22 protein-coding genes are annotated in these 26,825 nt (G+C 52.5%); 8 read left to right on the forward strand and 14 right to left on the reverse strand.

Features of this window, described 5'->3' with window-relative positions; genetic code table 11:
- The first annotated feature begins 95 nt into the window (after nucleotides 1-95).
- The 3 genes from JI741_RS06405 (at nucleotide 96) to JI741_RS06415 (ending at nucleotide 8,794) form a co-directional block, all read left to right on the forward strand.
- Complete coding sequence (locus tag JI741_RS06405) at nucleotides 96-4,838, forward strand: hypothetical protein (RefSeq protein ID WP_202008220.1); 4,743 nt, start codon at nucleotides 96-98, stop codon at nucleotides 4,836-4,838.
- Nucleotides 4,839-5,045: 207 nt separating this feature from the next.
- A complete protein-coding gene (locus JI741_RS06410) occupies nucleotides 5,046-7,544 on the forward strand; it encodes a DUF2339 domain-containing protein (protein WP_236675924.1) in 2,499 nt (832 codons plus the stop codon).
- Nucleotides 7,541-8,794 (forward strand): hypothetical protein, encoded by a 1,254-nt coding sequence (locus JI741_RS06415; protein ID WP_202008221.1) that lies wholly within the window; start codon nucleotides 7,541-7,543, stop codon nucleotides 8,792-8,794. The genes JI741_RS06410 and JI741_RS06415 overlap by 4 nt, the downstream gene beginning before the upstream one ends.
- Nucleotides 8,795-8,797: 3 nt before the next feature.
- On the opposite strand, the gene JI741_RS06420 is transcribed toward JI741_RS06415, so the two are convergent.
- The 10 genes from JI741_RS06420 to JI741_RS06465 form a co-directional block, all read right to left on the reverse strand.
- Entirely contained in the window at nucleotides 8,798-9,880 is a 1,083-nt protein-coding gene (locus JI741_RS06420) for a beta-ketoacyl synthase chain length factor (protein ID WP_202008222.1), read from the reverse strand.
- A gap of 3 nt (nucleotides 9,881-9,883) precedes the next feature.
- Nucleotides 9,884-11,092: a beta-ketoacyl-[acyl-carrier-protein] synthase family protein gene (locus tag JI741_RS06425; protein WP_202008223.1), complete on the reverse strand. Its 1,209-nt coding sequence runs from the start codon at nucleotides 11,090-11,092 to the stop codon at nucleotides 9,884-9,886.
- Nucleotides 11,089-11,361, reverse strand: a complete 273-nt coding sequence (locus JI741_RS06430; protein ID WP_202008224.1) for a phosphopantetheine-binding protein — start codon at nucleotides 11,359-11,361, stop codon at nucleotides 11,089-11,091. The genes JI741_RS06425 and JI741_RS06430 overlap by 4 nt, the downstream gene beginning before the upstream one ends.
- A gap of 120 nt (nucleotides 11,362-11,481) precedes the next feature.
- Complete coding sequence (locus JI741_RS06435; RefSeq protein WP_202008225.1) at nucleotides 11,482-12,750, reverse strand: ABC transporter permease; 1,269 nt, start codon at nucleotides 12,748-12,750, stop codon at nucleotides 11,482-11,484.
- Nucleotides 12,747-13,493 carry an ABC transporter ATP-binding protein gene (locus tag JI741_RS06440; RefSeq protein ID WP_202008226.1) on the reverse strand — a complete coding sequence of 249 codons (747 nt, stop codon included), beginning with the start codon at nucleotides 13,491-13,493 and terminating at the stop codon, nucleotides 12,747-12,749. Before JI741_RS06440 ends, JI741_RS06435 begins: the two co-directional genes overlap by 4 nt.
- A complete protein-coding gene (gene darH, locus JI741_RS06445) occupies nucleotides 13,490-14,497 on the reverse strand; it encodes a BtrH-related acyltransferase DarH (protein WP_202008227.1) in 1,008 nt (335 codons plus the stop codon). The genes JI741_RS06440 and darH overlap by 4 nt, the downstream gene beginning before the upstream one ends.
- Nucleotides 14,494-14,910, reverse strand: coding sequence for a DarG family dialkylresorcinol biosynthesis protein (locus JI741_RS06450; protein ID WP_202008228.1), 417 nt, complete (start codon nucleotides 14,908-14,910; stop codon nucleotides 14,494-14,496). Before JI741_RS06450 ends, darH begins: the two co-directional genes overlap by 4 nt.
- Before the next feature lie 92 nt (nucleotides 14,911-15,002).
- Nucleotides 15,003-16,142 (reverse strand): dialkylresorcinol biosynthesis protein DarB, encoded by a 1,140-nt coding sequence (gene darB, locus JI741_RS06455; protein ID WP_202008229.1) that lies wholly within the window; start codon nucleotides 16,140-16,142, stop codon nucleotides 15,003-15,005.
- 126 nt (nucleotides 16,143-16,268) lie between these two features.
- Nucleotides 16,269-17,192 carry a hypothetical protein gene (locus JI741_RS06460; RefSeq protein ID WP_202008230.1) on the reverse strand — a complete coding sequence of 308 codons (924 nt, stop codon included), beginning with the start codon at nucleotides 17,190-17,192 and terminating at the stop codon, nucleotides 16,269-16,271.
- A 173-nt stretch (nucleotides 17,193-17,365) separates the two neighbouring features.
- Nucleotides 17,366-18,604 (reverse strand): aspartate kinase, encoded by a 1,239-nt coding sequence (locus JI741_RS06465; RefSeq protein ID WP_202008231.1) that lies wholly within the window; start codon nucleotides 18,602-18,604, stop codon nucleotides 17,366-17,368.
- A 51-nt stretch (nucleotides 18,605-18,655) separates the two neighbouring features.
- Between JI741_RS06465 and fbp the strand changes: the two genes are divergently transcribed.
- The gene (gene fbp / locus JI741_RS06470; RefSeq protein ID WP_202008232.1) at nucleotides 18,656-19,678 is read left to right on the forward strand and encodes a class 1 fructose-bisphosphatase; all 1,023 of its coding nucleotides are present in this window, start codon (nucleotides 18,656-18,658) and stop codon (nucleotides 19,676-19,678) included.
- Between the two features lie 209 nt (nucleotides 19,679-19,887).
- On the opposite strand, the gene JI741_RS06475 is transcribed toward fbp, so the two are convergent.
- The 3 genes from JI741_RS06475 to yihA all read right to left on the reverse strand — a co-directional run bounded on the left by JI741_RS06475 (nucleotide 19,888) and on the right by yihA (nucleotide 21,419).
- Nucleotides 19,888-20,100, reverse strand: a complete 213-nt coding sequence (locus tag JI741_RS06475) for a hypothetical protein (RefSeq protein ID WP_202008233.1) — start codon at nucleotides 20,098-20,100, stop codon at nucleotides 19,888-19,890.
- Nucleotides 20,101-20,294: 194 nt separating this feature from the next.
- Complete coding sequence (locus JI741_RS06480; protein ID WP_202008234.1) at nucleotides 20,295-20,714, reverse strand: DUF5606 family protein; 420 nt, start codon at nucleotides 20,712-20,714, stop codon at nucleotides 20,295-20,297.
- Between the two features lie 90 nt (nucleotides 20,715-20,804).
- Nucleotides 20,805-21,419 carry a ribosome biogenesis GTP-binding protein YihA/YsxC gene (yihA, locus tag JI741_RS06485; RefSeq protein ID WP_202008235.1) on the reverse strand — a complete coding sequence of 205 codons (615 nt, stop codon included), beginning with the start codon at nucleotides 21,417-21,419 and terminating at the stop codon, nucleotides 20,805-20,807.
- A gap of 196 nt (nucleotides 21,420-21,615) precedes the next feature.
- On the opposite strand from yihA, the gene JI741_RS06490 reads away from it, so the two are divergent.
- The 4 genes from JI741_RS06490 to JI741_RS06505 all read left to right on the forward strand — a co-directional run bounded on the left by JI741_RS06490 (nucleotide 21,616) and on the right by JI741_RS06505 (nucleotide 26,122).
- Nucleotides 21,616-23,706: an OmpA family protein gene (locus JI741_RS06490; RefSeq protein ID WP_236675925.1), complete on the forward strand. Its 2,091-nt coding sequence runs from the start codon at nucleotides 21,616-21,618 to the stop codon at nucleotides 23,704-23,706.
- Nucleotides 23,707-23,777: 71 nt separating this feature from the next.
- Entirely contained in the window at nucleotides 23,778-24,500 is a 723-nt protein-coding gene (ubiE, locus tag JI741_RS06495; protein WP_202008237.1) for a bifunctional demethylmenaquinone methyltransferase/2-methoxy-6-polyprenyl-1,4-benzoquinol methylase UbiE, read from the forward strand.
- Nucleotides 24,449-25,183 carry a type IX secretion/gliding motility protein PorT/SprT gene (gene porT, locus JI741_RS06500; RefSeq protein ID WP_202008238.1) on the forward strand — a complete coding sequence of 245 codons (735 nt, stop codon included), beginning with the start codon at nucleotides 24,449-24,451 and terminating at the stop codon, nucleotides 25,181-25,183. Before ubiE ends, porT begins: the two co-directional genes overlap by 52 nt.
- A 183-nt stretch (nucleotides 25,184-25,366) precedes the next feature.
- Nucleotides 25,367-26,122, forward strand: a complete 756-nt coding sequence (locus JI741_RS06505; RefSeq protein WP_202008239.1) for an SDR family NAD(P)-dependent oxidoreductase — start codon at nucleotides 25,367-25,369, stop codon at nucleotides 26,120-26,122.
- Here JI741_RS06505 and JI741_RS06510 read toward each other — a convergent pair.
- On the reverse strand, nucleotides 26,119-26,769 hold the full coding sequence (locus JI741_RS06510) for an alpha/beta hydrolase (protein WP_202008240.1): 651 nt from the start codon (nucleotides 26,767-26,769) through the stop codon (nucleotides 26,119-26,121). The genes JI741_RS06505 and JI741_RS06510 overlap by 4 nt on opposite strands.
- Nucleotides 26,770-26,825 lie beyond the last annotated feature (56 nt).

The raw sequence follows: 26,825 nt of genomic DNA on the forward strand, positions 1-26,825 counted from the left end.
GGATGGTCCTTAGTTTATTATCACATTATTTCCGAATTTCAGGGTTTAGATTTTCTGTGAAGCAAATCAGAACATATTTTTTAATCGCTTTTCTTTTGCCAGCAGCCTTTGCGGTGGCCCAAAAGAAACCAGACACTTCTATTCCCCTCAGCTTTCCCGACAGTGTGCGCATTGTGCTGGAAAACACCCGCAATGTGGATGCCTCCGTGATCGGCGGCAGCTTTGGAGCGGCCTGGAACAGCCTGGGTCCCGACCAGCAAAACACCATTCAGAAGCAGGTGCGCCGCATGAAAAAAAAGAAGTATGCCCTGCGCCCGCACATGGTGAACTACTTCGGCGCTATTGCCAACGCGGTGGCGGTTGAGAAAGCGGATGCCTCGCGCATCGACGGCTTCCTGAAAGTGGCCGGGCAGGTCATCGAGAATGAACCGGTGGCAAAAGCCGCCAACTTCCTGCAATTGAGCAACACGTTCTTTCAGCACCACGCCCTGCACTACGAAAAATCGTTTCGCCTCTATGCCCGCGACGACGACTATGCCTTCGACTACATAACGCCCGCGCCCGTCATCGATCTGAACGACACCACCAGCACCGGCTCATCGAACGATACACCCTACAACGATCCGCTGGTTTCGCCTTCTTCCGATCCCGACGCGCCGGCCGACACAGCCTATGCCGAAGCACCGCCACTGTGGATGAGTCCGCCACCCCAACCCATCGTGGAAGGCGCCGTGATTCGCTTCAACCGCGTGACGCTGAATTTTGTAACGAAATACGATTCCGTATTCCTCAAAAACACCAAAGGCATGTTGTCGCTGCGAACCGCCGTGTTTGTGGGCGACGAAGGTTCATTCGATTGGTCGCCGGCCCACCTGAATGCCGACAGCGTGTCGTGCAACCTCACCGCCTACAACTTTAATGTGAACAAACCGGAATTTAAATCCGACCTGGTGAAGCTGAACTACCTCGGCAAGACACCCGGCTATATTCCCGGCACGTTCGAGTTCAAGTCGCAGGCCCGCAAAGATTCGGTGCCGTCTACCTACCCACGGTTCCGGTCGTTTCAAAACAACCTCGCCATCAAAGGCATTGGCGACGAGAACGTGAAATACAGAGGAGGCTTTTCGTTGACCGGCCGCAAAATTTCAAGCGCATCGGTCACCGGCGATCCGTCCACCATCGAGGTGTCGCACAACGGTGAGCTGAAGTTCATTGCGCGCTCGCCCGACTTTGCATTCACCGACTCCACCATCATCGCCCAAAAATCGAACGTCAATATCCCGATGCAGGGCGACTCGCTCACGCACTCGATGGTGCGCATGAAGTATGCTTTTGGCAAGGACAGTGTGCAGCGCCTCACCCTCCGCAAAGACAAGAGCGGCATGAAGCACACACCCTATTCGGCCTCGTTCTTCAGCATAGACTTTGCCGCCGACGTGATCCGTTGGGATATGTATACCGACAGCCTCGACATTCTCATCGACGGCGGAAGCAACACCGTGCCCATGGTGATTGAGTCGGTCGACTTTTATGATCCCGAAGATTTTCGCTTGCTGAAAGGGCAGGGTTTCACGTTTCACCCGCTGGCACTGGTGGCAAACTATTGTATGAAAAACAAGGTGCGCGATTTTTATTCGGGCGACCTCGCCAGCTTCTCGGGAAAGAAAATGAGCGACGTGAAAGCGGCCATCGAATTTCTCAGCGAAAAAGGATTGATCACCTACTCGCCCAAAACCGACGTGGTGCACGTGAAGGAAAAAGCCATCCTCCTCTATAAAGCTTACCGCGGCGAGATGGACTATGACAACCTGAAGATCCACTCCGTGATCGACAGCTTCCCCAACGCTTCATTGAACTTCAACAAGAAGTATATGGTGGTGCGCGGCGTGGAGGAATTCAAAGTGAGCGACTCGCTGAACGTGCGCATCGATCCGGACAGCAGTGTGATCACCCTGTTGCAAAATCGCGACATCAAGTTCGACGGTACGATCAACGCCGGAAACTTCGAGATCAGCGGGAAAGGCTTCATGCTGAAATACGACAGCTTCTACATCAGCCTCACGCACATCGACTCCATCAATTTTTATGTGACCGAAACCAACGCCAAGGGGCAAAGCATCAGGCGAAAGATCAACAACTCCATGGTGGGCACCGACTCCACGGCGGCCGCGGCCGGCGGGTTAGACACCTCTCAGAAATCGTCGGGCACGCTGTTCATCAGTAAAGCCAACAATAAATCGGGTAAACGAAAACTGTCGCACTACCCGCGACTCGACGCTGCAGCAGGTGGTGTAATTTATTTTGATCGCGAAGAAGTGTTGGGCGGCGCCTACGACCGGTCCATGTTTTTTGTGGTGCCACCTTTCAAACTCGACAGCTTGAACAACGCCGACCCGGCGTCTATCAACTTCGACGGTACGTTTGTGAGCGGCATGTTCCCAAGCTTTAAAGAGAAACTGCATACGCAACCCGACAAGTCGTTGGGGTTTGATCACATCATTCCGAAGACCGGCTACCAGCTTTATCAGGGCGAAGGAAAAATGCACGGCTCACTCACCATGAACAACCGCGGATTGCGGGGCACGGGGCACGTAGACTACCTGGCTGCATCGGCCACGTCGAACGACATTGTGTTCTATCCCGACTCGGTGCTGGCCCGCGGTATGCATGCCGTGATCAAGGAAAAACAATTTGGCGGCATAGACTTCCCCAACGCATCGCTCACCGACTACCAGATGAAGTGGTATCCGAAAAGCGACCAGATGAAATTCAAAAACATGAAAGCGCCCTTCAGCTTCTACGACTCCACGGCGCAGATGCAAGGCACTGTGACCATATCGAAGGAAGGTGTGGCCGGTGCCGGAAAGCTGGAGACGCGGGGCACGGAACTCATATCGCGCGCCATGAACTTCACGGCAAAAGATTTTGGTGCACGCCACGCACGCTTCAAAGTAAAATCGGACGATCCCGAAAAGCCTTTGTTGCAGGGTAACGACATCCGCCTGAAATTTAACCTCGAACAAAACTACGCCGACGTGAGCCCCGAAGTGGAAGGGGTGGCCGCCATCGCGTTCCCGTTCGCGCAGTTCAAAACCTCTATCCCGAAAATGCGCTGGGATCTGAACGCACAAAAAATCACCATGAGCAAAGATCCGGCTGTGCCGCTGGAGAACTCCTACTTCTACACGACCCGCAAAGACCTCGACTCGCTGAACTTCCTTGCCGAAAGCGCCGAATATAACCTGAAGACACAGGAGCTGAAGGTGAGCGGCATTCCCTATATCATTGTGGCCGATGCCAAGATCACACCCGAAAACAACGAAGTGTTGATCCTTGAAAACGCCAAGATCGGAACGCTGAAAAACACCACCATCGTGCTCGACACCCTCAACGGCTATCACCGCCTCACCGAAGGCGTTGTGGACATCGTGTCGCGGAAAGAATTTGCCGGCTATGCCACCTATCAATATGTGAACCTGTTGCAGGACACCTTTGCCATCAAGATGACCAACTTCCACCTTGAGCCCATCACGGAGGTGGAACAAACCAAACGCTCGTCGCGACGCAAGTCGTCGGCCGCCAGCATGCAAACCGTGGCTACGGGTGCCGTGTCTGACAAAGAAAACCTGGTATTGGGTGCGGGCATGTTCTACAAAGGCGACATGATCATGTATGCCACGCGACCGGCGTTGCAACTGTCGGGCTTTGTGAAACTCGACATCAAAAAGATTAAAGGCGCCAACACCTGGATTCAATATTCCCAAACGGGTGATGAAACCACGGTGGCCATCGACTTCGACAACGCCATCACCGAAGAAAGCAAGCGCGTAAATGCCGGCCTGCACGTGGGCGCGGACAACGACTTGTACATTACCTTCATGACCGACAAAAAATCGGACGACGACGAAGACTTTTTCCTCCCGAGCGGCAGGCTCTACTACGACACGGCGTCGCTCGAATTCAAGATCGAGGATTTGGAGAAAGCCGCTGGCAACAAACTGTCGGGAAAAGTATTTGCCTACAAAGACGCGAACATGCAGGTGCGCTTCGAAGGCGCCATTAACCTCTTCAAAGGCAGCAAAGATTTTAACGTGACGGCTTCGGCGCTGGGCCAGGGCAACATGGAAACAAACGAGATCAAGATGAACTCTTTTGTGATGATCGACTCCAACGTGCCTGTGCCGGCATTCGACCTCATGGGCAAACAGATTCAGGACGTCATTAAAAACGAAGGCGCCGACGAGGGCCTTGGCGACCAGACCGAGTTGCTCTATAAGATTGCGGACTTCCTGGGCGAAAAAGCCGTGAAAGATTTTGAACAGCGTAGTTTGCAAGGCTATGTATCATTGAGCACACTTGCGCCACTGGCCAAGCCCATGGTGTTCTCGAACGTGAACCTGAAGTGGTCGCCCAAACACAAAGCGTTCTACAGCGAAGGACCGCTGGGCATGTCGAACGTGGGCCGCAACGATATTAACGGAGCGTTTGAAGGTTTCATGGAAGTGAAAAAGAATGAAGACGGTTCGCCGGTGTTCAACGTGTTCTTCAAAGCGTCGCCCGAGGCATGGTATTTCTTTGGTTTTGAAGACAACCGCTTGCTGGTGCACTCGTCGAACTCCGAATTCAATTCCATCATCTCCAAGAAATCAAATGCGGGCAAAGCCAAGATTGGCGAAGTGGCCTTCATTCCGGGCAGCGACGACGAAACGTTGTCGTTCATCAACCGGTTCCGCCGCGAATATTTTGGCAACGATGTGCCCTATAGTTTCAGCGACGGCACGGCCACCATCAAGAAGAAGGACGAAGAGAAGAAAAAAGAGAGCGACGATGGATTTTAATGAACGGGCATAAGCGCCTCCCTGAACTTCGCGACCTGTCTGAAACAAGCTCAAATTCTTTTTTTTAATTTATACATCATTTTGCTCCTGTTTACGTATTCACGCAACATGTGTCATGCCTCCGGCGAAAACGGGGCAGGGTTGATTGTGCATGATGTAGCAAACCGTAAAGCATTTCGACTTAATATTGCGTACTAACCCAAGTCTATGGAAGCCGTTTTTTTTGTTCTGGCCGTCATCATCCTCGTTTTAATTGTCAATCTAAAAAGCTCTGTAAAGAATCAGCTCGATGCGTTGCAAAAACGGATCGATGCACTTTCTGACGAGCTGAAGAAGGCGCCGCGTCAGCAACCGCTGCCCCCAACGCCACCGGTGCGTTCGGCTTTCGAAGACATTGTGATGCCACAGGCAGCCGCGAAGCGCGTTGTGCCCGTGGTGGAAAAAGATTCTATCCTGGAGCCCACCCGGCCACCGGAAGCAAAAGAAGACGTGGCACCGAAACAACCCGTGCCGCCTCCCGTGGTCACACCCGCTGCAATGGAACCAAAGCCACCGGTTATTGTGGCGCCGCCTTCGCGCGACCCCGTTCGCCGTCCCCCTGCACCTCCGGCTCCACCCAAGCCCAAAGAGCCTGGCTTTTTTGAACGCAACCCGGATCTTGAAAAGTTTATCGGCGAGAACCTCGCAAACAAAATTGGTATCGGCATTTTGGTGTTGGGCATTGGCTTCTTTGTGAAGTATGCCATCGACCAGGACTGGATCAGTGAGATTGGCCGTGTGTTCATCGGCATTTTGTGTGGTGGCATTTTGCTGGGCGTGGCGCATCGCATGCGCAAAACGTTCGCCGCATTCAGCTCCGTGCTGGTGGGTGGCGGTGTGGCAATCTTGTATCTAACCATTGCCATTGCCTTTCATGAATATCAGATATTTTCGCAGACGGCAGCATTCATTCTGATGGTGGTGATCACCGCGTTTGCCGTGATGCTTTCGCTGGGCTACGATCGCAAAGAGCTGGCCGTACTCTCCATACTCGGTGGTTTTGCTTCGCCGTTCATGGTGAGCACGGGCGAAGGAAACTACATTGTGCTGTTCATCTATATCCTCATTCTCGACGGCGGGATGCTGGTGTTGGCGTATTATAAAAAATGGAACATCGTCAACATCATCTGCTACGTGTTCACCATCCTGCTGTTTGGCTCCTGGCTGGGTGCGCGTTTCGATGGCGAGAAACCTTCCATGATTGTGGGTGCGTTGATCTTTGCCACGCTGTTCTATCTGGTGTTCTTTGCCATGAACATGATCAATAACCTGCGCAAGCGAACGGCGTTTGCCGCGCTCGAAATTTCACTGTTGCTGAGCACGACATTTTTCTACTATGGCGCCGGCATGGTTATCCTGAACAACGCACATGGCGAACCGTTCAAAGGATTGTTCACGGCCTGTCTGGGTATTTTTAATTTCATTTTTGCTTACACGCTTTTCAAAAGCTCACGCGTGGACAAGAACCTGGTCTATCTTCTCATCGGGTTGGTGCTCACGTTCATCAGTCTCGCGGCACCTGTTCAGCTGGAAGGCAACTACATCACCCTGTTCTGGGCAGCCGAAGCCGTGTTGCTGCTGTGGCTTTCGCAAAAGTCGGGCATTCGTTTAATGAAGCTCACCGCCGTCATCATCATGGGACTGATGGCGATCAGTCTGCTCATGGACTGGGGACAGATTTACCTCGACGACAACAATGAACAAACGCTGCGCATCATTTTCAATAAAGGATATATCACCGGCATTGTGTCGCTGATGTCCATTGGCCTCACCCTCTACCTGCTGAAGTTCGAAAAGAGCGAGTCGCAGGAGAATGTTAAGATCTACAGCGCGATATTAACGTTTGGTGGCATTTTGGTTTTGTATTTCTCACAACTGCTGGAACTGCGCTATCACCTCATTGCAAACGAAGTGGCCTATTCGGCACAGAACATTGTGATCGGTTGCTACAACATGATGTTTATCGCCGGGTTGCTGCTGAGCGCAAAACGACTGCCGTTGCCGAAGGAAGCCGAGCCGCTGCCGCCTTTCCTGGGCGTGCTGGCCATTCTGATGTATTTGTTGTTCTATCAGGGACAAAGCGTGATGGCACGCAACGAATATCTGGAAAACGGTGCCCCCATCACCGGTTTCATTTTTCACTACGTGCTGGTGGCGGTGTTGCTGGTGGTGGCGGTGTTGAGCCTGCGCAAAATCCAACACATGAAGGTGTTCAACGACCAGACCTATAATGCCTACTCGTGGTTCTATGTTTTCTTTTTTGTGTTCGTGGCCAGCGCCGAACTCGACCACGTAGTGGTGATGGCGGCCTATTCGCCCGGCGACTACATCGACGACATTCTCACCCAAAACCATAAGATCGGCTATCCCATCCTGTGGGGCATCACGTCGTTCCTGCTCATTGCCGTGGGACTGAAGCTGAAGAAAAAACACCTGCGCATCATCTCGCTCACGCTCTTCCTCATCACCCTGCTGAAACTTTTCTTTGTCGACATTCGCGGCATTTCGGAAGGTGGAAAAATTGCGGCCTTCATTTCACTGGGTGTGCTGCTGCTGGTGGTGTCGTTCATGTATCAGCGTTTGAAAAAACTGTTGCTGGCCGACGAATTGCCCGCAACAACACCACCCGATGCTCCCCTCGAAACGCCAACGGAAGAAGAAGTATGAAACAGATCTCATTTTTGATAGCGACAATTCTGTCAACGTCCATCGCGCTGGCGCAGGCCCCGGTGTTTGTGGCAGAGGCACCCTTGCCCCCGGTAGAAAACGATGGTTTCTATGAAGTGCCCGTTTCTCCTGCGTTGGCTGCCTACCTCACCGAGTCGCTGGGCAACGTGCGGATTGTGGACGGACAAGGACATGAAATTCCATTTCTTGTGCGCGAAGAAAAGCCGCATGTCTATTCCATGCAGTTCAGACCCTACGAGATTCTGGAAAAGAAACAGGAGGAGGGATGCTGCACCTCGCTCATGCTGCACAATCCCAAGCAAAGTCTGCTCAACTCCATCCAGCTCGTCATCAAAAATGCTGACGTGTCGAAGGAAGCCACCCTGCTGGGCAGCGACGACAAGGAACATTGGTTTGCGCTGAAGCAACATTTCATGCTCTATCCATCAACGAACGCCAGCGGCACATCCGAAATCAAGATCGTGGATTTTCCCATGAGCAACTATCGCTACTATTCGCTGCGCATCGCCGACTCCACCAGCGCGCCACTCAACATTCTCAACGCCGGCTATTTTGAAGACCGTCAGGAAGAAGGCAAATACACGGCAGTGCCCGTGAAAGAAATGTTTCAGCGTGAGAAGGCCGGAGAGAAAAAAACCTACGTCACGCTTCACTTCGATACAGCCCGCCGTGTTGACAAACTGGAGTTGGCTTTAAAAGGATCACCGTATTTTCTGCGCCAGGCCGTGCTCTATGACGTGCGCCAACGCACAAACAAAAAAGGAAAAACAGAAACGTACTACAACAGCATCGAGGAAATAGAATTGAACTCACGTCACGTCACCAGCCTTGAGCTTCCCGCCATGAAAGTGAAAACGTTTTTGCTGGTCATCGACAACCGCGACAATCCTCCGCTCAAGGTGGATGTGGCCAAACCCTATCAGCTGAACCGCTACCTCACAGCCTATCTGAAGAAAGGCGATTCCTATACGTTGAAAGTTGGTGAAGAAACACTCGGCAGCCCCAGCTACGATCTTGCCTTTTTCCGCGACAGCATTCCACAGCAACCACCTGTGCTTTCGGCTGGCAACATCACGTTGCTGAAACAAAAAACAAAAGTGGAGGGCACACCCACGTTTTTCACATCAACGGCGTTCATCTGGGGAGCGGTGGTGTTGGTCATCGCCATTCTGGGGTTCATGTCGGTGCGCTTGTTAAAAGAAGCCGGCAACAACAAGGAAGGCGCGTAGGCACTACACCGCGCGGTGCAACAACTGGAACGAATAGTTCCGGTCCATGTAGTGGTTCACAGACAGCACGGTGCGAATTTCTTTCGGCATTTCAAATCCATTCACCTTCACAATGTCGGGGATGTGTTGCTTCTTCAGCATCGAAGCACCCAGCCACAGGGCAAACGACGTGGCCGTGCAATAGTCGCCGCTCAGGTGTTTATAGCGCACCTGGGGAAGTGCTTTCAATTCGCGTGTCTCAAGTTCTTTCAGACGCGCATCGCGTGTGGCATCGCCGGTGATGCCGTTGATCCATACATCAACATCCTCCAGTGTCAGGTCATTCTCCTTCAGAAATTGCCGGAGCTCAACAGCAAGCTCGTCGGTTGTTTCGGGGCGATACACCATGCGTGAATCTTTCAGGACGCACCACGTGTTGTCGGTTTGCACGCCCGTTAAATCGAAGAATGCCGAGCCTTCGCCCTGGATGGTGCCGAGGGTAGGTGTGTTGAACAGGTCGAGGTTGGAAATTTTTTCAGTCTTATAATGATGTTCGCGGATGCTGGCAATGAACTGCACCGAAGCTGCTTCGTCGTAGGAGCCAACCAGGAAATGTGCTGTTTCGTTTTCGGCGATGTGCATCATCGCGTCTTGCAAGGCATTCTCGAACGCAAAGCCTTTGCTCACGTAGGTATTGTTGTAGCCCATGCATTTGATGGTCACCGCTTCCAATCCGGCGAGGGCGTTGTAGGTGCCTTGCATGAAGTGTGTGGGGGTGAGCTGCTTTTCTTTCAGCTCCAGCATTTCGCGGAGAAACTTTTCGGTCTCATCCAGGAAGCCATAGCCTGTGGCCGTGATGATGCCGTCGGGTTTGTCGATGCCGGCGTCGCGAAGACAAATGGTGGCCGAGGCCAGCCCGATACGCAACATGCGGCTGAGACGGCGAAGTTGTATGGGATTGATGTAGGCCTTAAAATCGGGCACCACACTGGTGAGCACATTCTGATCGTAGGTGGAGATTTCATCCAGGAAAAGCTGGTTGTCGAATGTCTTCTGGGGAGAAATCATTCCGATGCCCTGAATGTAATACTGCATATTTCCCGTCATAGATCAGACCGCTGCGATAAGGAGTGATGATGTGTTGCCGCCAAAGCCAAACGAGTTTGACAGCATTTGCTTCAACGTCACGTTTTGCTTCAGTTCTCTAACGGGGGAAACAGAGAGCTCGGGCATTTGTTCATTAAAATTTAAGTTGGGCCACACCACGCGATGTTGCAGTCCCAGGAGGCAATAGACCGCTTCGATGCTACCGGCCGCGGCCAGCGTGTGGCCGGTGTAGGGCTTGGTGGAGCTGAACAACGGCACCGTGTCACCGAAAAGTTTTTGAATGCCAAAACCTTCCGACAGGTCGTTATTTTCGGTGGCCGTGCCGTGCGCGTTGATGTAGTCCACGTCGGCAGGAGCAATGCCGCCCATGTCGAGCGCGAGGCGCATGGCGTTGAACGCGCCCGTGCCTTCGGGCGAGGAAGCCGTTTGATGGAAGGCATCGTTGGCGTTGCCATACCCTTTCAATTCGGCAAGGGGTTGTTTCTTGCTTTTGGCCAGGGCGTCTTCACCTTCCAGCACCACAAACGCGGCACCTTCGCCAAGGTTGAGTCCTTTGCGTGTGTTGTCGAACGGTCGGCAATGTTGGGGGTCAACAATCATCAGCGAGTTGAAGCCGTTGATGGTGAAGCGCGACAATGCCTCGGTGCCGCCGCAGATGGCGCGCTCCAGCTTGCCGTGTTTGATGAGCTGTGCGCCCTGCATGATGGAGTTTGCCGACGACGAACATGCCGTGCTGAGTGTAGCGATGTATTTCTTGATGCCCACCGCGTCGGCCAAACGCTCGCCGTGTTCGCCGGGATTGGCTGTGTCGGTATACTGAACAAAGTCGCCCGCTTGTGTGGGATCCATCAGTTCATAAAAATGACGTTCAAATTCGCGAATACCTCCCGTGGTGGTCGACGACAGCAAGCCTGCCTGCTGCACTTCGGCCGGAGAGAGCGATGCCGACTGGATCGCTTCCTGCAAGGCGATCAGCCCCAGCAACGCTGTGCGTGTGTAGCCCTTGCCTTCGGCCACGCCGGCCAGGGCACAAAGTTCTGCGTTGAACAGCTTGATCTCACACGCGGGCAAAGTCTTGCCGTGAATGGTGTCAAGCACATTCAATTCGCCAAAACCACACCGGCGGTGAAGAAGAGATTGTACGTTTTCTGCTGTGTTTTTTCCGATGGATGTGATGATGCCAAAACCTGTGATGAACACACGTTGACTCATGCCTGCACCCGGTTTTTCTGAATGTATTCCGCCATGGTGCGGATGCTTTGAAATACGTGTCGCCCTTCTTTCGGATCTTTCAGCTTAATGCCGTAGTTCCGGTCCAGCAACACCACCAGCTCGAGCGAGTCGATGGAATCCAGGCCAAGTCCTTCGCCAAACAGCGGTGTGTTCTCGTTGAAGTCGGCGGGGATCATGTCTTCCAGGTTCAATTGTTTTACAAGTTCCTGGCGAAGCTCAAGCTGAAGTTCTTCTATCGTTTGACTCATGCTATATTTTCCTATGTTATTACGTTTGAGGTGGCCGACAACGAAATGTTTATGTTCACATTCCCGGGGATCGGCCGGCCGTTATAGTCGTTCGGTTTTTAATCTCTTTCTTCATCCAAATCACACCACCGTCCTCGACTTGTGAATGACCACACTGGCCAGCAAGGTCACCAGGGCGAAGGCAACGAGTTTCAATACATTGGGCAAGATCACACCGATGGATGCCTGTCGTAAAAATAAGTCATTAAAGGATTCCAAGCCCCAACTCATGGGAGAAAATCGGCTAAGAGACTGTAAAATCTCCGGCATAACATACACCGGCACCCAAACTCCGCCAATGGCCGAAAGAATCACCACCGACACCGACCCGAACGACAATGCCTGCTGGGCCGTCTTGAAGTAGACGCCGATCAACACACCATAGCCCGTCGCCGCCATCGCCACGGCGCAAGCCGTGATAAAAATGTTAAGGGCATCGCCACCCAGGGCCAGCTTGCTCAGGCCCAGCCATGGCATCACAAAAATGCCAACGGCAATCATCATCACAAACTGGGTGAGGCACACCAGAAAGTAGAACGAGAACTTGCCGGCAATCACGGGAAACTGTGAGCCCGATATGAGTCGCAGTCGCAGCATGCTGCCTTCTTCGCGTTCCTTAATAAAATTTCCCGCGAGGGGATATAAGATAAAAAACATGGCGAACATGGTCCACGCTGGCACGTTGTGTTGCACCGAGTTGAGCATGAGTCCCTGGAATTTATTTTCGGATGCGTATTGTGTGCTCACGCGTACAATTTCGGTGAGCTTGAAATCTCGCTTTGGTGGTGCGGGTTTGCCTTCGCCCAACTGGCTCTGAAGCTCATCGAGCACCCAGGCCGTTTGCACATTGGCGATAATTTTTTCGACAGCGCCCGACAACGACTGTTTGTAGTTTGCTTTGATGGCCGGATCAAAAAGTATTTTCAGATCCACCCCGGGCAAGGGCGTGGAGTCGGCTTGCGCGGGCAATCCAAAATCGGCAAACACCGTGGTGATGAGCTGACGTGTTTTGTTGCGCAGTGCCGCGCTGGTGTTTTGGGGTATGATGATGGCCGCTTTGAAATCGCCCGCCTGCACGCGCTTCTTGGCCACGATCGAATCTTTCTCCATCACCAGGCTCACGTTGGGCGAAGCGGCAAAGGCTTGTTTTATTTTGGCGCTGAGCGAGTCGGCATCGGCGTCGACAAATAGCACTTCAAGTTTAATTTCCTGGTAGTCGCGAAACGGAGCGTCCTGCACCAACGCCATCACCACCACCAGTGCCAACGGCATGATGAAGATGAGCGCCATGCCGCCGGGGTCGCGTGCGAGCAGGAGAAATTCTTTATAGAGGGTCGACAGGATTTTCAATCGCGAATGTTTTTACCGGTTAACTTCAAAAACAATTGTTCCAGGTTCTGGCAGTCGGGATGCTGCGCCATCACGTGTCCGCGGGTGCCGGTTTGCAACACGGTGCCTTCGTCTATGATGCCCAGGTGTGTGCAGATGCGTTCGGCTTCTTCCAGCACGTGCGACGAATAGATGATGGACGTGCCCTCTGCTTTCAGATCGGTCAAAAAATCAAGGATCATGTTTCGGGACTGTACGTCTACCCCGGCCGTTGGCTCGTCAAGAATAACGAGGCGTGGCTGGTGCAGGAGGGCCGCGATAAGGTTCAGTCGTTTTTTCATGCCGCCCGAAAACGTGCCCACTTGTTTGTGTGCCTTCTCGCGCAGGTTAAACACCGACAGGTATTTTTCGATCTGTCTTTTGATTTCGTCTTTCTTCAAGCCATACATGCGCCCGAAGTAAACCAGGTTTTCATGGGCCGTAAGGGTAGGGAATAAGGCAATCTCCTGAGGGGCGACGCCGATTTTTTTTCGTACTTCCGCGCCATGCTCCTGCATGTCGAGTCCCAGCACCGACACCGTGCCCGAGTCGGGCCGCATAAGGCCGCACAACATCATGACGGTGGTAGACTTGCCGGCACCGTTTGGTCCCAACAGGCCAAACACAGCGCCCTCCGGAATTTCGAACGACATGTTCGACACGGCAGGCCGGGGTGCTTTAAGGTATTGTTTGGTGAGATGATCCAGACGTACTACAATGCTCATTTCGATCGGCTCACGTCATACAGGTCATTGAATATCGCGTGCTCCTGCCGGGCACATTCTTCCAGCATGTCGCCCAACTCCACAAACGTTTTGGTGTCAGACTTTCGGTTCTTGCACACGCGCCCTGCATAGTAGGCAAAGTCGCGCAACGCATCGCCGCTCTTGGTGAGGCGTTGTGAAAGATCGAAGAGCTGTTGGTTGCCGGTGCGCTGGCTGGCCTGATCGAGGAATGCCGCATAGATGAAACGGAAGCCCGCGCCGCCGGTGCCGATTTCCTCCTGCATGCGAATCACGTTGCCCAACCACAAAATGGCTTTGCGGTCGCCCACGCGCTCGGGCCAGCGACGAAGACGCTTGGCCATATACTTCATGCCTTTCGATCCCACCAACGGCATGGGAATGCGCGTCATGTGCTCGCTGGTTTGTTTGATGCCCGTCCAGATGGCTTTGTTCAGTTCAAAGTCGCCGGGCACTGTCACGGGATAATACATTCTGCCGCTGGGCTCGGGCATGCCCTTCGCAAAGCGTGCGCGCACCAGGTCTTCATACGAAATGTCGGTGGTGTATTCCATCACCGGGTCGCTCACCAGATAGCGGCCATCTTTTTTTCCAAAGACAATGATGTTGTGAGCGTTAAAGTGAAAGCGGTAGGCCGCGGGAAGATAGTCGAGGTAATAGACCGACGTGAGCATGCCCACGGGCTGACCTTTGTCGAGCATCTTGTCGAGCTCGGTCATGGCTTTTTCGGTGCTGCTGAATTTATGACGCTCAACACGGATGCCGATGCGATCGGAAAAGCGTTTGAAAATTTGCCCTGGCCAGATCCGGTAGGCAACCACAGGGATACTGTTCACGCGGATGAAGGGGAGGTAGGAGAAGAACAATCCGGAGCCGATGCCGAACACCAGGGGTTCGTCGAACTCCATGCCGTGAAAGCGGAGCAGGTTGGACACGACACCGTTTTCGCAATGTGCCGATTGTTTGTGGGTGAAGTCTACAATCATTTGGGGTTCTTCAAGCGTTCAACATCTGTCAGTTCTTCCACCGTGATGCGGAAGGTGTAGGCATATTTCTCCAATTGTTTTTTGCTGAGCCGGCCAAAGAAGGAGGGGAGGCAATGAAGGCGCACCATGAAGCCGAATGTGCCGGCATAGGAGGCCACCATGCCGGGCGTCATGATATGCTTTTTGATTTGGTATAGCAGCGGACTGGCTTTGCCGGCCAGCACTTTTTGCCGGGCTTCTTCCACGTCGTCGTTCACCACGTCCCATGCTTGTTGCATGGCCACGGTTTCGGGCTCCCACCCGATGCTGTTCACTTTCACGTAGTGACCTTTTTCGTCGGTGGCGTAGTAGAGTTTGGCAAGTTTGCCTTCGTTCAGATTCTCCTTGTCCTGGGGTACCTGTTCCTGGTTCATGGCGTTAACAGTTTTCTATACGGGTTATTTGGTCGGTCAATTTCCAAAGTCATCTGCAAGCCGTCAACACCTTCTCTTCGTCAACGGTGTGCTTACACTACCGTCAGCATCACATAGGCATAGTTGAAGCGCGCGCTTTCGGGGATCATCATCAACAGCGTGTCGCCCTTCTTGAGCCTGCCCGAGTTGAAAAGTTCTTCCAGCATCAGGTAGGGCGAGGCCGCGCCCACGTTGCCCACCCACGACAAGTTGGTGAACCACTTGGCGGCGGGAATGATCATGCCCAGCGATGTCAGCTCCTTTTCGATGCGGCTCGCAAAATATTGTGACGACAGGTGCGGAAGGAAATACGTAAGGTTATCGATATCCACGTTTTTGGCATCCACGAGTTTCTTCAACAACTCGCCGCCTTTTTTCACGATGAATTCGCCCAGCAATTTGGTGTCTTGTTTGATAGCAAAAACAGAGTCGGTGGTCCAATGTTCCTGATCGATGTCGCTCCAGCCGATAAATTTTCCATCGCCGTCTTTCACCGCGCCCGAATACATGCAGGCGGGGAGTTCGTGTGCAAACGAGCGTTGCTCGATCCACTCCACTTTCAGCGAAAGGCCGGTGGCGTTGGGCTTCGATTGCATGAGGGCCGCACCGGCTCCGTCAGACAACATGAAGCGCAAAAAGTCTTTTTCAAATGCAATGATGCCGTCGCCTTCAAGCTGCGAAACTTTGGCGGCTTCTTCTTTGAAGAATTTGGCCAACATCCATTTCGAGAAGCGTTCCGAACCTGTGCACACGGCGTTGTCGGCACTGCCGGAAAGCACCGACAGGTAGCCGAACTTCATGGCCTGGATGCCCGCGCTGCAAGCACCTGTGGCCGAGTTTATTTCTACGGGATAGCCTCCCAGCACACCGTGCACCATGGCCGCGTGTGCGGGCAGCATTTGATCGGGCGTGGTGGTGCCGCACGAGAGCACTTCAATTTGTTCTTTGGTGAAATCCTTGTCCAGCAGTTTCTCAACGGCCAGGCTGGTCAGGTCTGTATTGGTGTGGGTGGTATTGCCTTTTTTGTCCGATGCGTAATACCGCGTCTTGATCTGGTTGTTACGCAGGATTAGGGGCTTGGCTTTCGAAGACTGATTGTTGATCAATCCCAGTATGCTCTCAATTTCATCGTTAGAGACGGGTTCGTTTGGTAAAAAACTGGCTAATCTCGTAATGTAAACACTCCTGTTCATCCTCTGCTTTATGTTTGGCTAATGTTGATTAAAGTTTCGAGCCCCGAAAGTACCTCTTTCCATCAAGAATATAAAATATTCACGCATTTTGGGGGCACTAACATGCGTTCTGTTTGTTGTGAGATTCTAGCGGCTCTGGCGCAGCGAATTCTGTTTATAATATTCCACATCTTCCAGCAATTCCTTGCGCTTCACGGTGAGCTGGATCTTTGATAAAAGCCACAACAACGGCGACAGAAAAAAGATGGCGGTAGGCAACAGGTACATAAAAATGTAGACCCTGATCTTGCGGCCCGTAGACTGCACGCTTCCGCCCGAAGCAATAAATTTCGACCACACCGAAAACGCTTTCTGTCCACGACGTTCCATCAGCACAAGATTGCTCTTGATCTCGATGGCGCCCTCCTTGTTCAGTTCGGTTTGCAGGGTGTCGTAGTTTTCTTTTTCCAACGCATGGTTGATCAGCTCACCAAACGTTTCGGAATGTTGCACGTCGGCTTCGGTCACCCCGGCAGCGGGGAAAAACCAGAACGGCTTCCGGTTGCCGGTGAACATCCAGCGCAAAATGGTGATGAGGCTGGTGAGGTTGCCCATGCGATCTACCAGGGCAATGTGTCCGCGAAGGCGTCCTTCATTCTCCAGTAATCTACGCTTCATTTTTTCTTGCGCGCCCAGCCACATGTTGCGGCATCCCAGGATGGTCACCACATCGCGTTGCTTCAGCACGCGCTTGGCATCGTCGCTTTGCAGGAACGAGCTCACGGGGCGCGACGGTGTGAGGAACCACGGCTGGTAGCCAAGAATCACCAGGTCGTAGGCTTCAAAGGCCTGAGCCGAAAGACTTTTCAGGGTCATCGGTTTCTGGCCAAACGTTTCGGGAAAGGCATTGAAAAAATCGAATGCGCTCCAGGGAAACGGAAATTTCTCCACCGGTTGAATCTCTTCAAAATGAACACGGTGCCCCGCACGAATAAACGGCTTGGCCATCGTTTGAAGAATGTTGAGCGATTGCCCCGACTGGGTGAAGTACAGGATGAGAATCTTTTTCATGAAACTATTTTCCGGCTGCTAAAGGGCGCAAAATAGTATTTTTTTCAGCACAACCACCCGCTGCCCCCGGGCATGTACCATTATTGTTAGGAAGAGAATTTTTTGGGAAGCCGAAACGGATGACGGCACCCCGGAAAAAATGCCCACGTCTTCAACGATCCCTCCGAGCGTCATTACTTCACCAACACTTGCAAGGTGCTGCGCGACGACTGTTCCAGCATCACACCCGGATGCTGGCGATAGCGTTCGAACGAGGCGGCGTCATAATTTTTTATGGTGATGAGCGTGAGCCCGGTGTTATAATACACCTCGAAATTTTGCTGCAGCATTCCGATCAGCTTCACCACCTTACTCTCGCGGAAGTCGATGCAAAACGAAAACGAGATGGCCGAATTTTGCATGAGGTTGATACGGATGTCCAGCGTCGACAAGGCATGGAAAATGACGCCGAGTTGCTCTTCCGATATGAACGTGTAGTCTGTGACCTTGCACGAGATCAGGCACTGATGATCCTTGAACACGATGAGCGGGGGAAGATTTTCTACGGTGCAGGCGTGGATGCGCGTGCCGGGCAACGAAGGGTCGTCGAAGTTTTTGACCAGCAACGGAATGTTTTTATTGGCCAGCGGCTTGATGGTTTTCGGATGGATCACGTTGGCGCCATAGTAGGTCATCTCGGCCGCTTCCTTATAGGGCAGTTCTTCAAACACGATGGGTGACGGGAAACGCTTCGGATCGGCATTCATCACCCCGGCCACATCCTTCCAGATGGTGAGTGACGCGGCATCGAGCGACGATGCAAAGATGGCCGCCGAATAGTCGGACCCCTCGCGCCCCAGCGTGGTGGTGAGCCCATCGGGGGTGCGCCCAACAAAGCCCTGCGTAATGACGATGTGTTTTTGAAGCACGGCTTTCAGCGGTTGCACATTGGTCGCGGTCTTCGCCCAATCCACCTTGCCTTCGCGAAAGCTGCTGTCGGTGGCAATGCACGTGCGCGCATCAAGCCAATGGCTGTGCAGGTTTTGAGAAAGGAGGTAGTGATGCACAATCACCGACGACATCAGCTCACCCTTCGACACCACCTGATCGTAGCGCTGATCGCCATCGCCAAGCGTGATTTCTTTTTCGATGTCGGCCACGATGGCATTCACCGCCGCATAGACGCCCGCGGTGTCCTGAAACAAGGCTTCAATGATGTCGTAGTGATATTTCTTCAAGGTCGCCAGCGCGGTGTTCACCGCTTGCGCAGAGGCCGCAGGAGCCACCAGTGTTTCCAGCAAATCGGTGGTTTTGCCCATGGCCGACACCACCACCAGCAGGTTGTTTTCCGCGTGCGATTGGATGATGGAGGCCACGTGGCGAATGCGTTCGGGAGTTTTCAGGGAGGCCCCTCCAAATTTAAAAACCTTCATTTCTATTGTACTAAATCGTTTGCGGACTACCTTTGAGTCAATTTTAAGAGCATGCAAAGATCATTCAATAATGGTAATGCGCCAAGCATTGAGTCTTCAAGAATCGCGCATTCTATCGGCACCACGCTGGATCGCTTCATCAAAAACAACCAGGAGCAATTTCAATATGCCAGCGGCGAACTGTCGCAGCTGCTGCGCGACATAGCCCTCGCGTCGAAAGTAGTGAACCGCGAAGTGAACAAAGCGGGCCTCATCGACCTGATGGGTGCCGTGGGTTCCCAGAACCTGGCGGGCGACGACCAACAAAAGCTCGACGTGCTGGCTAACATCCGTTTCACCCGCGCGCTGGCCAAAGGCGGCGAAGTGTGCGCCCTCATCTCCGAAGAGTCAGACACCTATGTGGACCTGAACAACGAAGGCAAATACGTGATCGCCATCGACCCCCTCGACGGCTCGTCAAACATCGACGTGAACGTTTCCATCGGCACCATCTTCTCCATCTACCGGCGCAAGAGCCCGGCAGGCACGCCCATCCAAAACATCGACATTCTTCAAAAAGGGTCCGACCAGGTGGCGGCGGGCTATGTGCTCTATGGATCCTCCACCATGATGGTCTACACCACAGGCCACGGCGTGAACGGCTTCACCTACGAACCCACACTGGGCGAATATTTCCTCTCGCACCCCCAACTGAAAATGCCCGACGACGGCAAGATCTTTTCCGTGAACGAAGGCTTGGCCAATTCCTTCTCACCCGCCATGCTTGCCTACCTGAAATATTGCAAAGACCAGAACTACACGGCGCGCTACATCGGCTCGCTGGTGGCCGACTTCCATCGCAACATGCTGAAGGGCGGCATCTACATCTATCCCGCCACCGCCAAATCGCCCAAAGGCAAACTTAGGTTGATCTATGAATGCAATGCCCTGGCGTTTGTGGCCGAGCAGGCCGGAGGAAAAGCAACGGACGGAAAAAAACGAATCCTCGACATCGACGTGACCGAACTGCATCAGCGCACGGCGTTTTATGTGGGGTCGAAAAATATGGTGGAGAAGACAGAGGAGTTTTTGTGAGATAATTAGCCTTTCATGGCTGACGGATCTCTTCGGCTGTCGAAAACGGAAGTTACCAATATGGTTTCGTCTTCAATCCGGTAATTAGCCTTCGATGCGATTTTCCGATGTGCGTTAACTCGTCTTTGATTTGGCCAAGGAAGAAAATTGATGCAGTCTTGAATGTCTTGGGGGCCTGTTCTGCGTAGAACAGTTTCATTTTGTTTTTGCTAACGAATGCGTTTTATGGCCTCTTCAGGGGTAAAGAGACGTCCATTTTTTATGTCTTCTTCTGATATTAAAGTACGGCGAATAAGTTCTTCCCTATAGGCGGCCTCATTATGCTTTTTCTGAAGCAATTGCCGCATTAATTGCAGCACATCCATGTCGGTCTCGTGCTCAATCATTCTTAACAGTTCTCCTTTCAACTCGGCTACACTCATCTCTGAAGCTTTAAGCATTTAAAAGATAATGATTTTGGAAGATTTTAGAAACTTAAGATCTATTAACAAATACCTTGCAAAGCGAGTTTCCGAATCTGGAGAAACACAAAAAAAGGCCAGGTAGACGACCTGGCCCTTCAAAAGGCACTGTAGAAAACTTCTTGCAATGCGTATATCTCTTGCGTTATTAACGATTATCCCTCTGCTTTCGCTTCCGTCTCCGTCAGCAACTCAGGAGCATATTTTAAAATGGTCGCATACCAGCGCACCAGTTTCTTGATATCCGAAACATACACTCTGTCTTCATCATACTCCGGCAGCACGGCTTTCATGAAGGCCTTCAGTTCCACCGCGTCGGCGTTGGCGTCAACACCGAGGTCGTCGTTGAAATCCTTGTGAATTTTTTTCAGCACGTCTTCAAGACCCACGGTACCTTCTTTGGTGGTGGTGTAGATGGATATTTCGTTCAGCAACGACAAGCGATGGCTGGTGGTGGCCACCAGTTTGGTTTTGGCTTCATCGAGCGATTCCAGGATCACGCCCGATTTGGTGGGAGCAACCACTTTGTAAAGCCCGCCTTTCCCCGACACCGTTGCGATTTCAGATATGGTCATAGTCAATTTTTAAATGAGGGGCAAAGCTAAAGAAATGCCGAGAAAAGTCCAGCATGAACACGACCACTGAAAAATGAAGGGTGCCCCGCGTCATACTTTCCGTTCGGGAAACGGTTCTTTCAGCGCCTCGTCAATAAAGTCCAGGATTTCATCTTTGCCCTGCGACTTGGCTGCCGACGAGAGAATGATGGCCGGCAATTCCTCCCAACGCAGCAACAGGGCCTTTTCGTAGACCTTCAGATTTTTCTGAAGCTCGCCCTGCTTCAGTTTGTCGATTTTGGTGAAAATGAGGGCCACAGCCACATCTTTGCTACCCGCCCATTCAATAAAGTTGAGGTCGTTGGCCTGGGGTGGGAGGCGCGAGTCGATGAGCACAAACAGGCAGCCGAGGTTTTCGCGTTTCAGCACATAGTCTTCGATCATCTGCCCAAAGCCCGCCCGTTTGGTTTTGCTTCCTTTGGCAAAACCATAGCCGGGCAAGTCCACGAGATACCAGGTTTTGTTGATGAGGAAGTGATTGATGGTTTGGGTCTTACCAGGTGTTGACGACGTCTTGGCCAAACTGTTGGAATGGGCCAGCATGTTGATGAGCGAAGACTTGCCCACGTTGGAACGGCCGATGAAAGCAAACTCCGGAAGATCGGGCGCCGGGCATTTTTTTACGTCGGCAAAGCTGGATATGAATTCGGCGGAGCGTATCTTCATGGTTAAAGTAATGATTTAAGGTTAAAATACTAAGATTGTAATAACCGTGTGGCTATGATTTCAATTTTATGCGTCAAAATTCAGTGTTTTTCATATCTTGTCGCTATATTGGAATAGATTTTTAGATAACTTTATTGTTAAAATTTTTTAGACAATGACCAGTATCCGAAGTGTACTGATTTTTTTATCTCTCTTTTTGGCGCTTATCACCCCCGGTTTTAGTCAGCAGGATCCCAAAGAAACGGCTCGCCAATACCTGGAGCAGGCTGAATTGATCCTCAGCGAAACAAAAGCTATGGACGATGCCCGCGAATTGATGGTGACCGCCGCCGACCTGGATACCACGTTCATCAAGGCCAACTACGAGGCAGGCTGGATGCACCTCCGCACCGTGCAGAAGGAGCGCGCCGGAAAATACTTCCTCCGCGTCTATCGCCAGGACCCCGCCTACAAATTCGACATCGAATACCTGATCGGTCGCAGCTACCAATACGGCGAGCAATTCGACAAGGCGCTTCAATATTACAACCTTTACAAGGAAAAGCTTGTGAAAAAGGCAAGCTACCAGGGCAAAGACAAAGTCGATATGGCCACCGTGGACCGCACCATCTTTGAATGCGAAAATGGCAAGGAATTCACCTCACACCCCGGCAACTTCTCGATCGTGAACATCGGCCGCGAAATCAACTCGGAATTTGAAGACTACGCCCCCGTGCTCAACGAAAAGGAAGACGAGATTGTGTTCACCACCCGCCGCCGCGAAGACAACTTGAACCAGAACGTGTTCGACGATAACAAACCCTACGAAGATATTTTCACCGCCAAAAAAGCGAACGGTGCCTGGTCCTTTGCCAAAAACATCGGCCCCACCGTGAACACACCCTATCATGACTCCAACCTCGCCCTGTCGGCCGACGGTAACACACTCTTCATCTTCAAAGACGAAGGGGGAGGCGACATCTTCTATGCCGAACGCAAAGAGACCGGCGAGTTTGCAGAACCTGTGCCGTTGCCCGGCATCATCAACTCCAGCTTCGAAGAAAAATCGATCACCATCTCCAGCGACGAAAAGACACTTTACTTCTCCAGTAACCGTCCCGGCGGATTTGGGGGGCTCGATATATACAGGGCCACCAAAGATTCGAAAGGGGAGTGGACCAACGTGAAAAACCTGGGCCCAAAAATCAACACCGACCTCGACGACGACGGTCCCTTCATTGACTATGACCTGGTGACATTATACTTCAGTAGCAAGGGCCGCAAAGGCATGGGTGGTTTCGACGTGTTCAAGACCAAGTTCGACCTGAAGACCAACGAATGGAGCGAACCCGAAAACCTGGGCTACCCCATCAACACACCCGACGATGACATTTATTTCGTGTCGTCTAAAGACAGCAAGCGTGCCTACTATTCTTCCGTGCGCGAAGACGGCATGGGCTATACCGACATCTACCTCATCACCATTCCCGAGGGCCTGAAGAACACAGAGCCCGTCACCTCCAAAACACCAACCGATCCACCACCGGTCGACACCACCGCACAAGTGGCCAACGTGCCCCCTGTTGTGCCCGTCATCCCCGATGTGACACCTGACAAAACACCGGTCAAGACGCCTGATAAAACACCGGTGGTAACGCCTGTGGCGAAGAAAGACGTGGTGCCGCTGAAATATGTGGTGACCGTGGTGAACGCCGAAACCAAAACACCGATGGAACCGAAAATCCGGATGGTGGGCTCGAAAGACAACATCATTGTGCCCATGACCCCGAAGGGCAACGGCGTATACGAATTCAGCATCACCAGCGCCAAGGCAAAAGACTATCGCCTGTCGGTGGAACAGGAGGGCTTCGTGTTCTTTAACCAGAACCTGAAAATCGAAGCCGCCACCACAAAAGAGAAAACGGTGAACAAAACCATCGAAATGCGCAAGCTGGTGGTGGGCACCTACTCGATTCTGCGAAACCTCTATTTCGACTTCGACAAAGCCACATTCAAAACCGACTCCTACACCGAGCTGAACAAGCTGGAAGCCATGTTGAACCAGAACCCCAGCATGGTGGTGGAAATCGGCGGTCACACCGACGCGGTGGGCACAAAGGAATACAACCAGCAACTGTCGCAACGTCGCGCACAGGCCGTGAAAGACTACCTGACCAAGAAGGGAATCGACACACGCCGCATCAAACCGGTTGGCTATGGCAAATCCAAGCCACTGGCCAGCAACGACGACGAATCGGATGGACGCGAGCTGAACCGGCGTGTGGAGTTCAAGGTGCTGGAGAAATAACCCGGAATTTCTTTCCTAAAATCAAACCCGCTACCTTCGGCCCTGTTTAAGGAGAAGGTAAAGCAGAGTCCATGGCAGTCGTACCGTATAAAGAGGAAAACACATCCAAAAAGGAGCAGGTGGCCCGCATGTTTGACAACATCAGCCACCGCTATGATTTTCTCAACCATTTTCTGAGCCTGGGCATCGACAAGGGCTGGCGCAAGAAGGCCATCAACCTGCTGCGTCCACTTCGTCCCACACAACTGCTCGACGTGGCCACCGGCACCGGCGACTTTGCCCTGCAGGCCCTCACGTTGAACCCCGAAAAAATCGTGGGCGTCGACATCTCCGAAGGCATGCTGCAGGTGGGGCGCAAAAAAATTGCGTCGCGCGGGGTGGCCGAAATCATCACGTTGCAACAGGCCGATTCCGAAAATCTTCCCTTCGCGGAAAATAAGTTCGATGCCGTGACCGTTGCATTTGGGGTGCGGAACTTTGAACACCTCGAACGCGGTCTGCAGGAAATCTACAGGGTGCTGCGGCCGGGTGGCATGGTGGTGGTGCTGGAGTTTTCAAGACCCCGCAAGTTCCCCTTCAAACAGGGTTATAGTTTTTATTTTAAATTCATTTTGCCTAAAATAGGCAGGATTGTGTCGAGCGATAAGGCGGCTTATACGTATTTGCCGGAGTCGGTCGAGGCATTCCCGGATGGCGAAGATTTTCTTCGCATCTTGGGCCAAACAGGTTTTAAACAGACGCAATGCAAGTCACTCACTTTTGGGATAAGCTCTATTTACACCGGCACAAAATAGTTTTTGCACTTGCACTGTGTGTTTGCGCCTTTGCCGCCGAGGCCCAGAAGTCCACGCGCTGGGTGCAAAAGAACAACCCCAACTACGACAACAAGAAGCTGACCTACGGCTTCCTCATCGCCCTGCATTCATCGATCTACCAGACTCAATACTCCGACCGCTTTGTCTCTCACGCGTTCGATACGGTGCATTCCGTCACGTCGTCGTGGACATCCGGTTTTTCGCTGGGCTTCATCGTGAACTACCGCCTCACCGAGTTTCTCGACATCCGCCTCACACCCGACGTGGCGTTCTATGAGCAACAGGTGATGTATCAATACACCGACGAGCACACCGACAATCAGCGGCTGGAATCCACCATGGTGGAGTTTCCGTTGTTGTTGAAATACAAGTCCGAACGTCGTGGCAACATTCGCATGTATATGATCGGCGGTGTGAAACCGGCCATCGAAGCCTCGGGCAAAAAAGATGCGGCATCGTCGCGCCTGGAGATCTCGAAAAGCAACATGAGCCTGGAAGCAGGCTTTGGGTTTGATTTGTATTATCCCTTGTTCAAATTTTCTCCCGAGATCCGATTCTCGCGCGGCATCGTGAACATGCTGGGCAATCCCGACAACGAATACGGTCAACCGTTGCGACGGATGAACACCAACACCATCACGTTATACTTTCTGTTCCAGTAAGCCTCCGGTATTTCATAAGGGCAGACGTATTCATAGCCATCATCTTCCAGTCGCGGGTGTCAATCGGATCCTTCTGAAATAAATCTCCATAACCTTTGCCATCAGGATACACATTGTCCGTATAGACGATTTTAGAACGATACATTTTTTGATGTACTTTACGACGACACAACTTTCTCTGACATGTCAAACCGAATTGCCCTCATCACCGGCGCCACGTCAGGCATTGGCGAAGCCGCTGCCCGCCTGCTGGCCAAACATAACTTCAATCTCATTCTCTGCGGCCGCCGGCAGGAACGGCTCACAGCCCTGCAGCAGGAGCTCTCAACCCAAACTAAGGTCACCACGCTTTCCTTTGAAGTGCGCGACGCTGCAGCGGTGAAAGATGCCATCGCCTCCCTGCCCGCAGCCTGGAAAGCCATCGACGTGCTCATCAACAACGCCGGCAATGCCCACGGCCTCGACCCCATCCAAACCGGAAGTATCGACGACTGGGACGCCATGATCGACATCAATGTGAAGGGACTGCTTTATGTGTCGCGCGAGGTGATTCCCGGTATGACCGAACGTGCCTCCGGACACATCATCAACCTCGGCTCCATTGCGGGCAAGGAAGTCTATCCCAACGGCAATGTGTATTGCGCCAGCAAGTATGCCGTAGACGCCCTCACACAAGGCATGCGCATGGACCTGAATGCCTTTGGCATCAAGGTAACGTCTATCAATCCCGGCCTCGTGGAAACAGAATTTGCAAAGGTGCGCTTCAAGGGCAACGAAGACAAAGCGTCGTTGGTCTACCGGGGCATGAAGCCGCTGGTGGGCGAAGACATTGCCGACATCATGCTCTATGTGTTGCAGGCTCCTGCGCACGTGCAGCTTGCCGACATCACTGTGTTCCCCACAGCACAGGCCAGTGCCACCATCGTGAAAAGAAGTTAGGCAAACGTGAGCAGCGTCTCGGTGTGCAGTTGATGTTTTCCTTCGAAGGTGATCACCTTGGGTGTGATACCCAGCCGGGCCGTTAACACTTTCATTTCTTCGAAGCGACTGTCGTTGAGAAAAGGGTCGGCTGTGCCGTGCACAAAATAGACTTCCTTGCCTTCGAAGAAATGAACACCCACCTCCACGTTCATGTCGGGCGGCAACACACCTGCCCAGAGAATGAACCGGTCAAATTTTATTTTCCCATCCACCACCCACCGCGAGGCTGTGGCCGCGCCTTGCGAAAAGCCCAGCACCGTCACGGGCAGGTTTGGGTTGGTCACCACCGTGGCATAGACGGTGTTCAGGTAGGACAGGTAGTTCTGAATGTCGGTGAGGCGGTCTTCTTTGGTCATCCACGTGGCGCCTACGCGATCGGAAGCGCGGCCCGTGGGTTGAAGGCTGTCGGTATAGAAGCGTGAAAGGCCTTCGGGAGCCACCACAAAAATGTTTTGCTGTTCCAGCGCACTGAAGTTTTTCAGGAAGTATTCGGCCAGCTGGCCATAGCCATGGAGAACAAACCAGATCTGCCGGGTTTGGCTGTTCAGTGTGCCCAGGGTGAAGTAGCGGGCGCGGTAGGAAATGGCGACATGATGTTGATCCATGGCAGGCGAAGGTAACAAAAAAAGCCCCGACAACGTCGGGGCTTTCTGATGCTGGT

The sequence above is a fragment of the Chryseolinea lacunae genome (assembly GCF_016735595.1).
Lineage (GTDB): Bacteria > Bacteroidota > Bacteroidia > Cytophagales > Cyclobacteriaceae > Chryseolinea > Chryseolinea lacunae.

Bases quoted from the DNA above. Each gene is read 5' to 3' on its own strand.
- JI741_RS06460 (WP_202008230.1), bottom strand. From the start codon at position 17,192: ATGAAAAAGATTCTCATCCTGTACTTCACCCAGTCGGGGCAATCGCTC.
- JI741_RS06410 (WP_236675924.1), top strand. From the start codon at position 5,046: ATGGAAGCCGTTTTTTTTGTTCTGGCCGTCATCATCCTCGTTTTAATT.
- darB (WP_202008229.1), bottom strand. From the start codon at position 16,142: ATGAACAGGAGTGTTTACATTACGAGATTAGCCAGTTTTTTACCAAAC.
- JI741_RS06450 (WP_202008228.1), bottom strand. From the start codon at position 14,910: ATGAACCAGGAACAGGTACCCCAGGACAAGGAGAATCTGAACGAAGGC.
- ubiE (WP_202008237.1), top strand. From the start codon at position 23,778: ATGGCAGTCGTACCGTATAAAGAGGAAAACACATCCAAAAAGGAGCAG.
- JI741_RS06415 (WP_202008221.1), top strand. From the start codon at position 7,541: ATGAAACAGATCTCATTTTTGATAGCGACAATTCTGTCAACGTCCATC.
- JI741_RS06430 (WP_202008224.1), bottom strand. From the start codon at position 11,361: ATGAGTCAAACGATAGAAGAACTTCAGCTTGAGCTTCGCCAGGAACTT.
- yihA (WP_202008235.1), bottom strand. From the start codon at position 21,419: ATGAAGATACGCTCCGCCGAATTCATATCCAGCTTTGCCGACGTAAAA.
- JI741_RS06475 (WP_202008233.1), bottom strand. From the start codon at position 20,100: ATGAGTGTAGCCGAGTTGAAAGGAGAACTGTTAAGAATGATTGAGCAC.
- darH (WP_202008227.1), bottom strand. From the start codon at position 14,497: ATGATTGTAGACTTCACCCACAAACAATCGGCACATTGCGAAAACGGT.
- JI741_RS06425 (WP_202008223.1), bottom strand. From the start codon at position 11,092: ATGAGTCAACGTGTGTTCATCACAGGTTTTGGCATCATCACATCCATC.
- JI741_RS06465 (WP_202008231.1), bottom strand. From the start codon at position 18,604: ATGAAGGTTTTTAAATTTGGAGGGGCCTCCCTGAAAACTCCCGAACGC.
- JI741_RS06505 (WP_202008239.1), top strand. From the start codon at position 25,367: ATGTCAAACCGAATTGCCCTCATCACCGGCGCCACGTCAGGCATTGGC.
- fbp (WP_202008232.1), top strand. From the start codon at position 18,656: ATGCAAAGATCATTCAATAATGGTAATGCGCCAAGCATTGAGTCTTCA.
- JI741_RS06440 (WP_202008226.1), bottom strand. From the start codon at position 13,493: ATGAGCATTGTAGTACGTCTGGATCATCTCACCAAACAATACCTTAAA.
- JI741_RS06480 (WP_202008234.1), bottom strand. From the start codon at position 20,714: ATGACCATATCTGAAATCGCAACGGTGTCGGGGAAAGGCGGGCTTTAC.
- JI741_RS06420 (WP_202008222.1), bottom strand. From the start codon at position 9,880: ATGACGGGAAATATGCAGTATTACATTCAGGGCATCGGAATGATTTCT.
- JI741_RS06510 (WP_202008240.1), bottom strand. From the start codon at position 26,769: ATGGATCAACATCATGTCGCCATTTCCTACCGCGCCCGCTACTTCACC.
- porT (WP_202008238.1), top strand. From the start codon at position 24,449: ATGCAAGTCACTCACTTTTGGGATAAGCTCTATTTACACCGGCACAAA.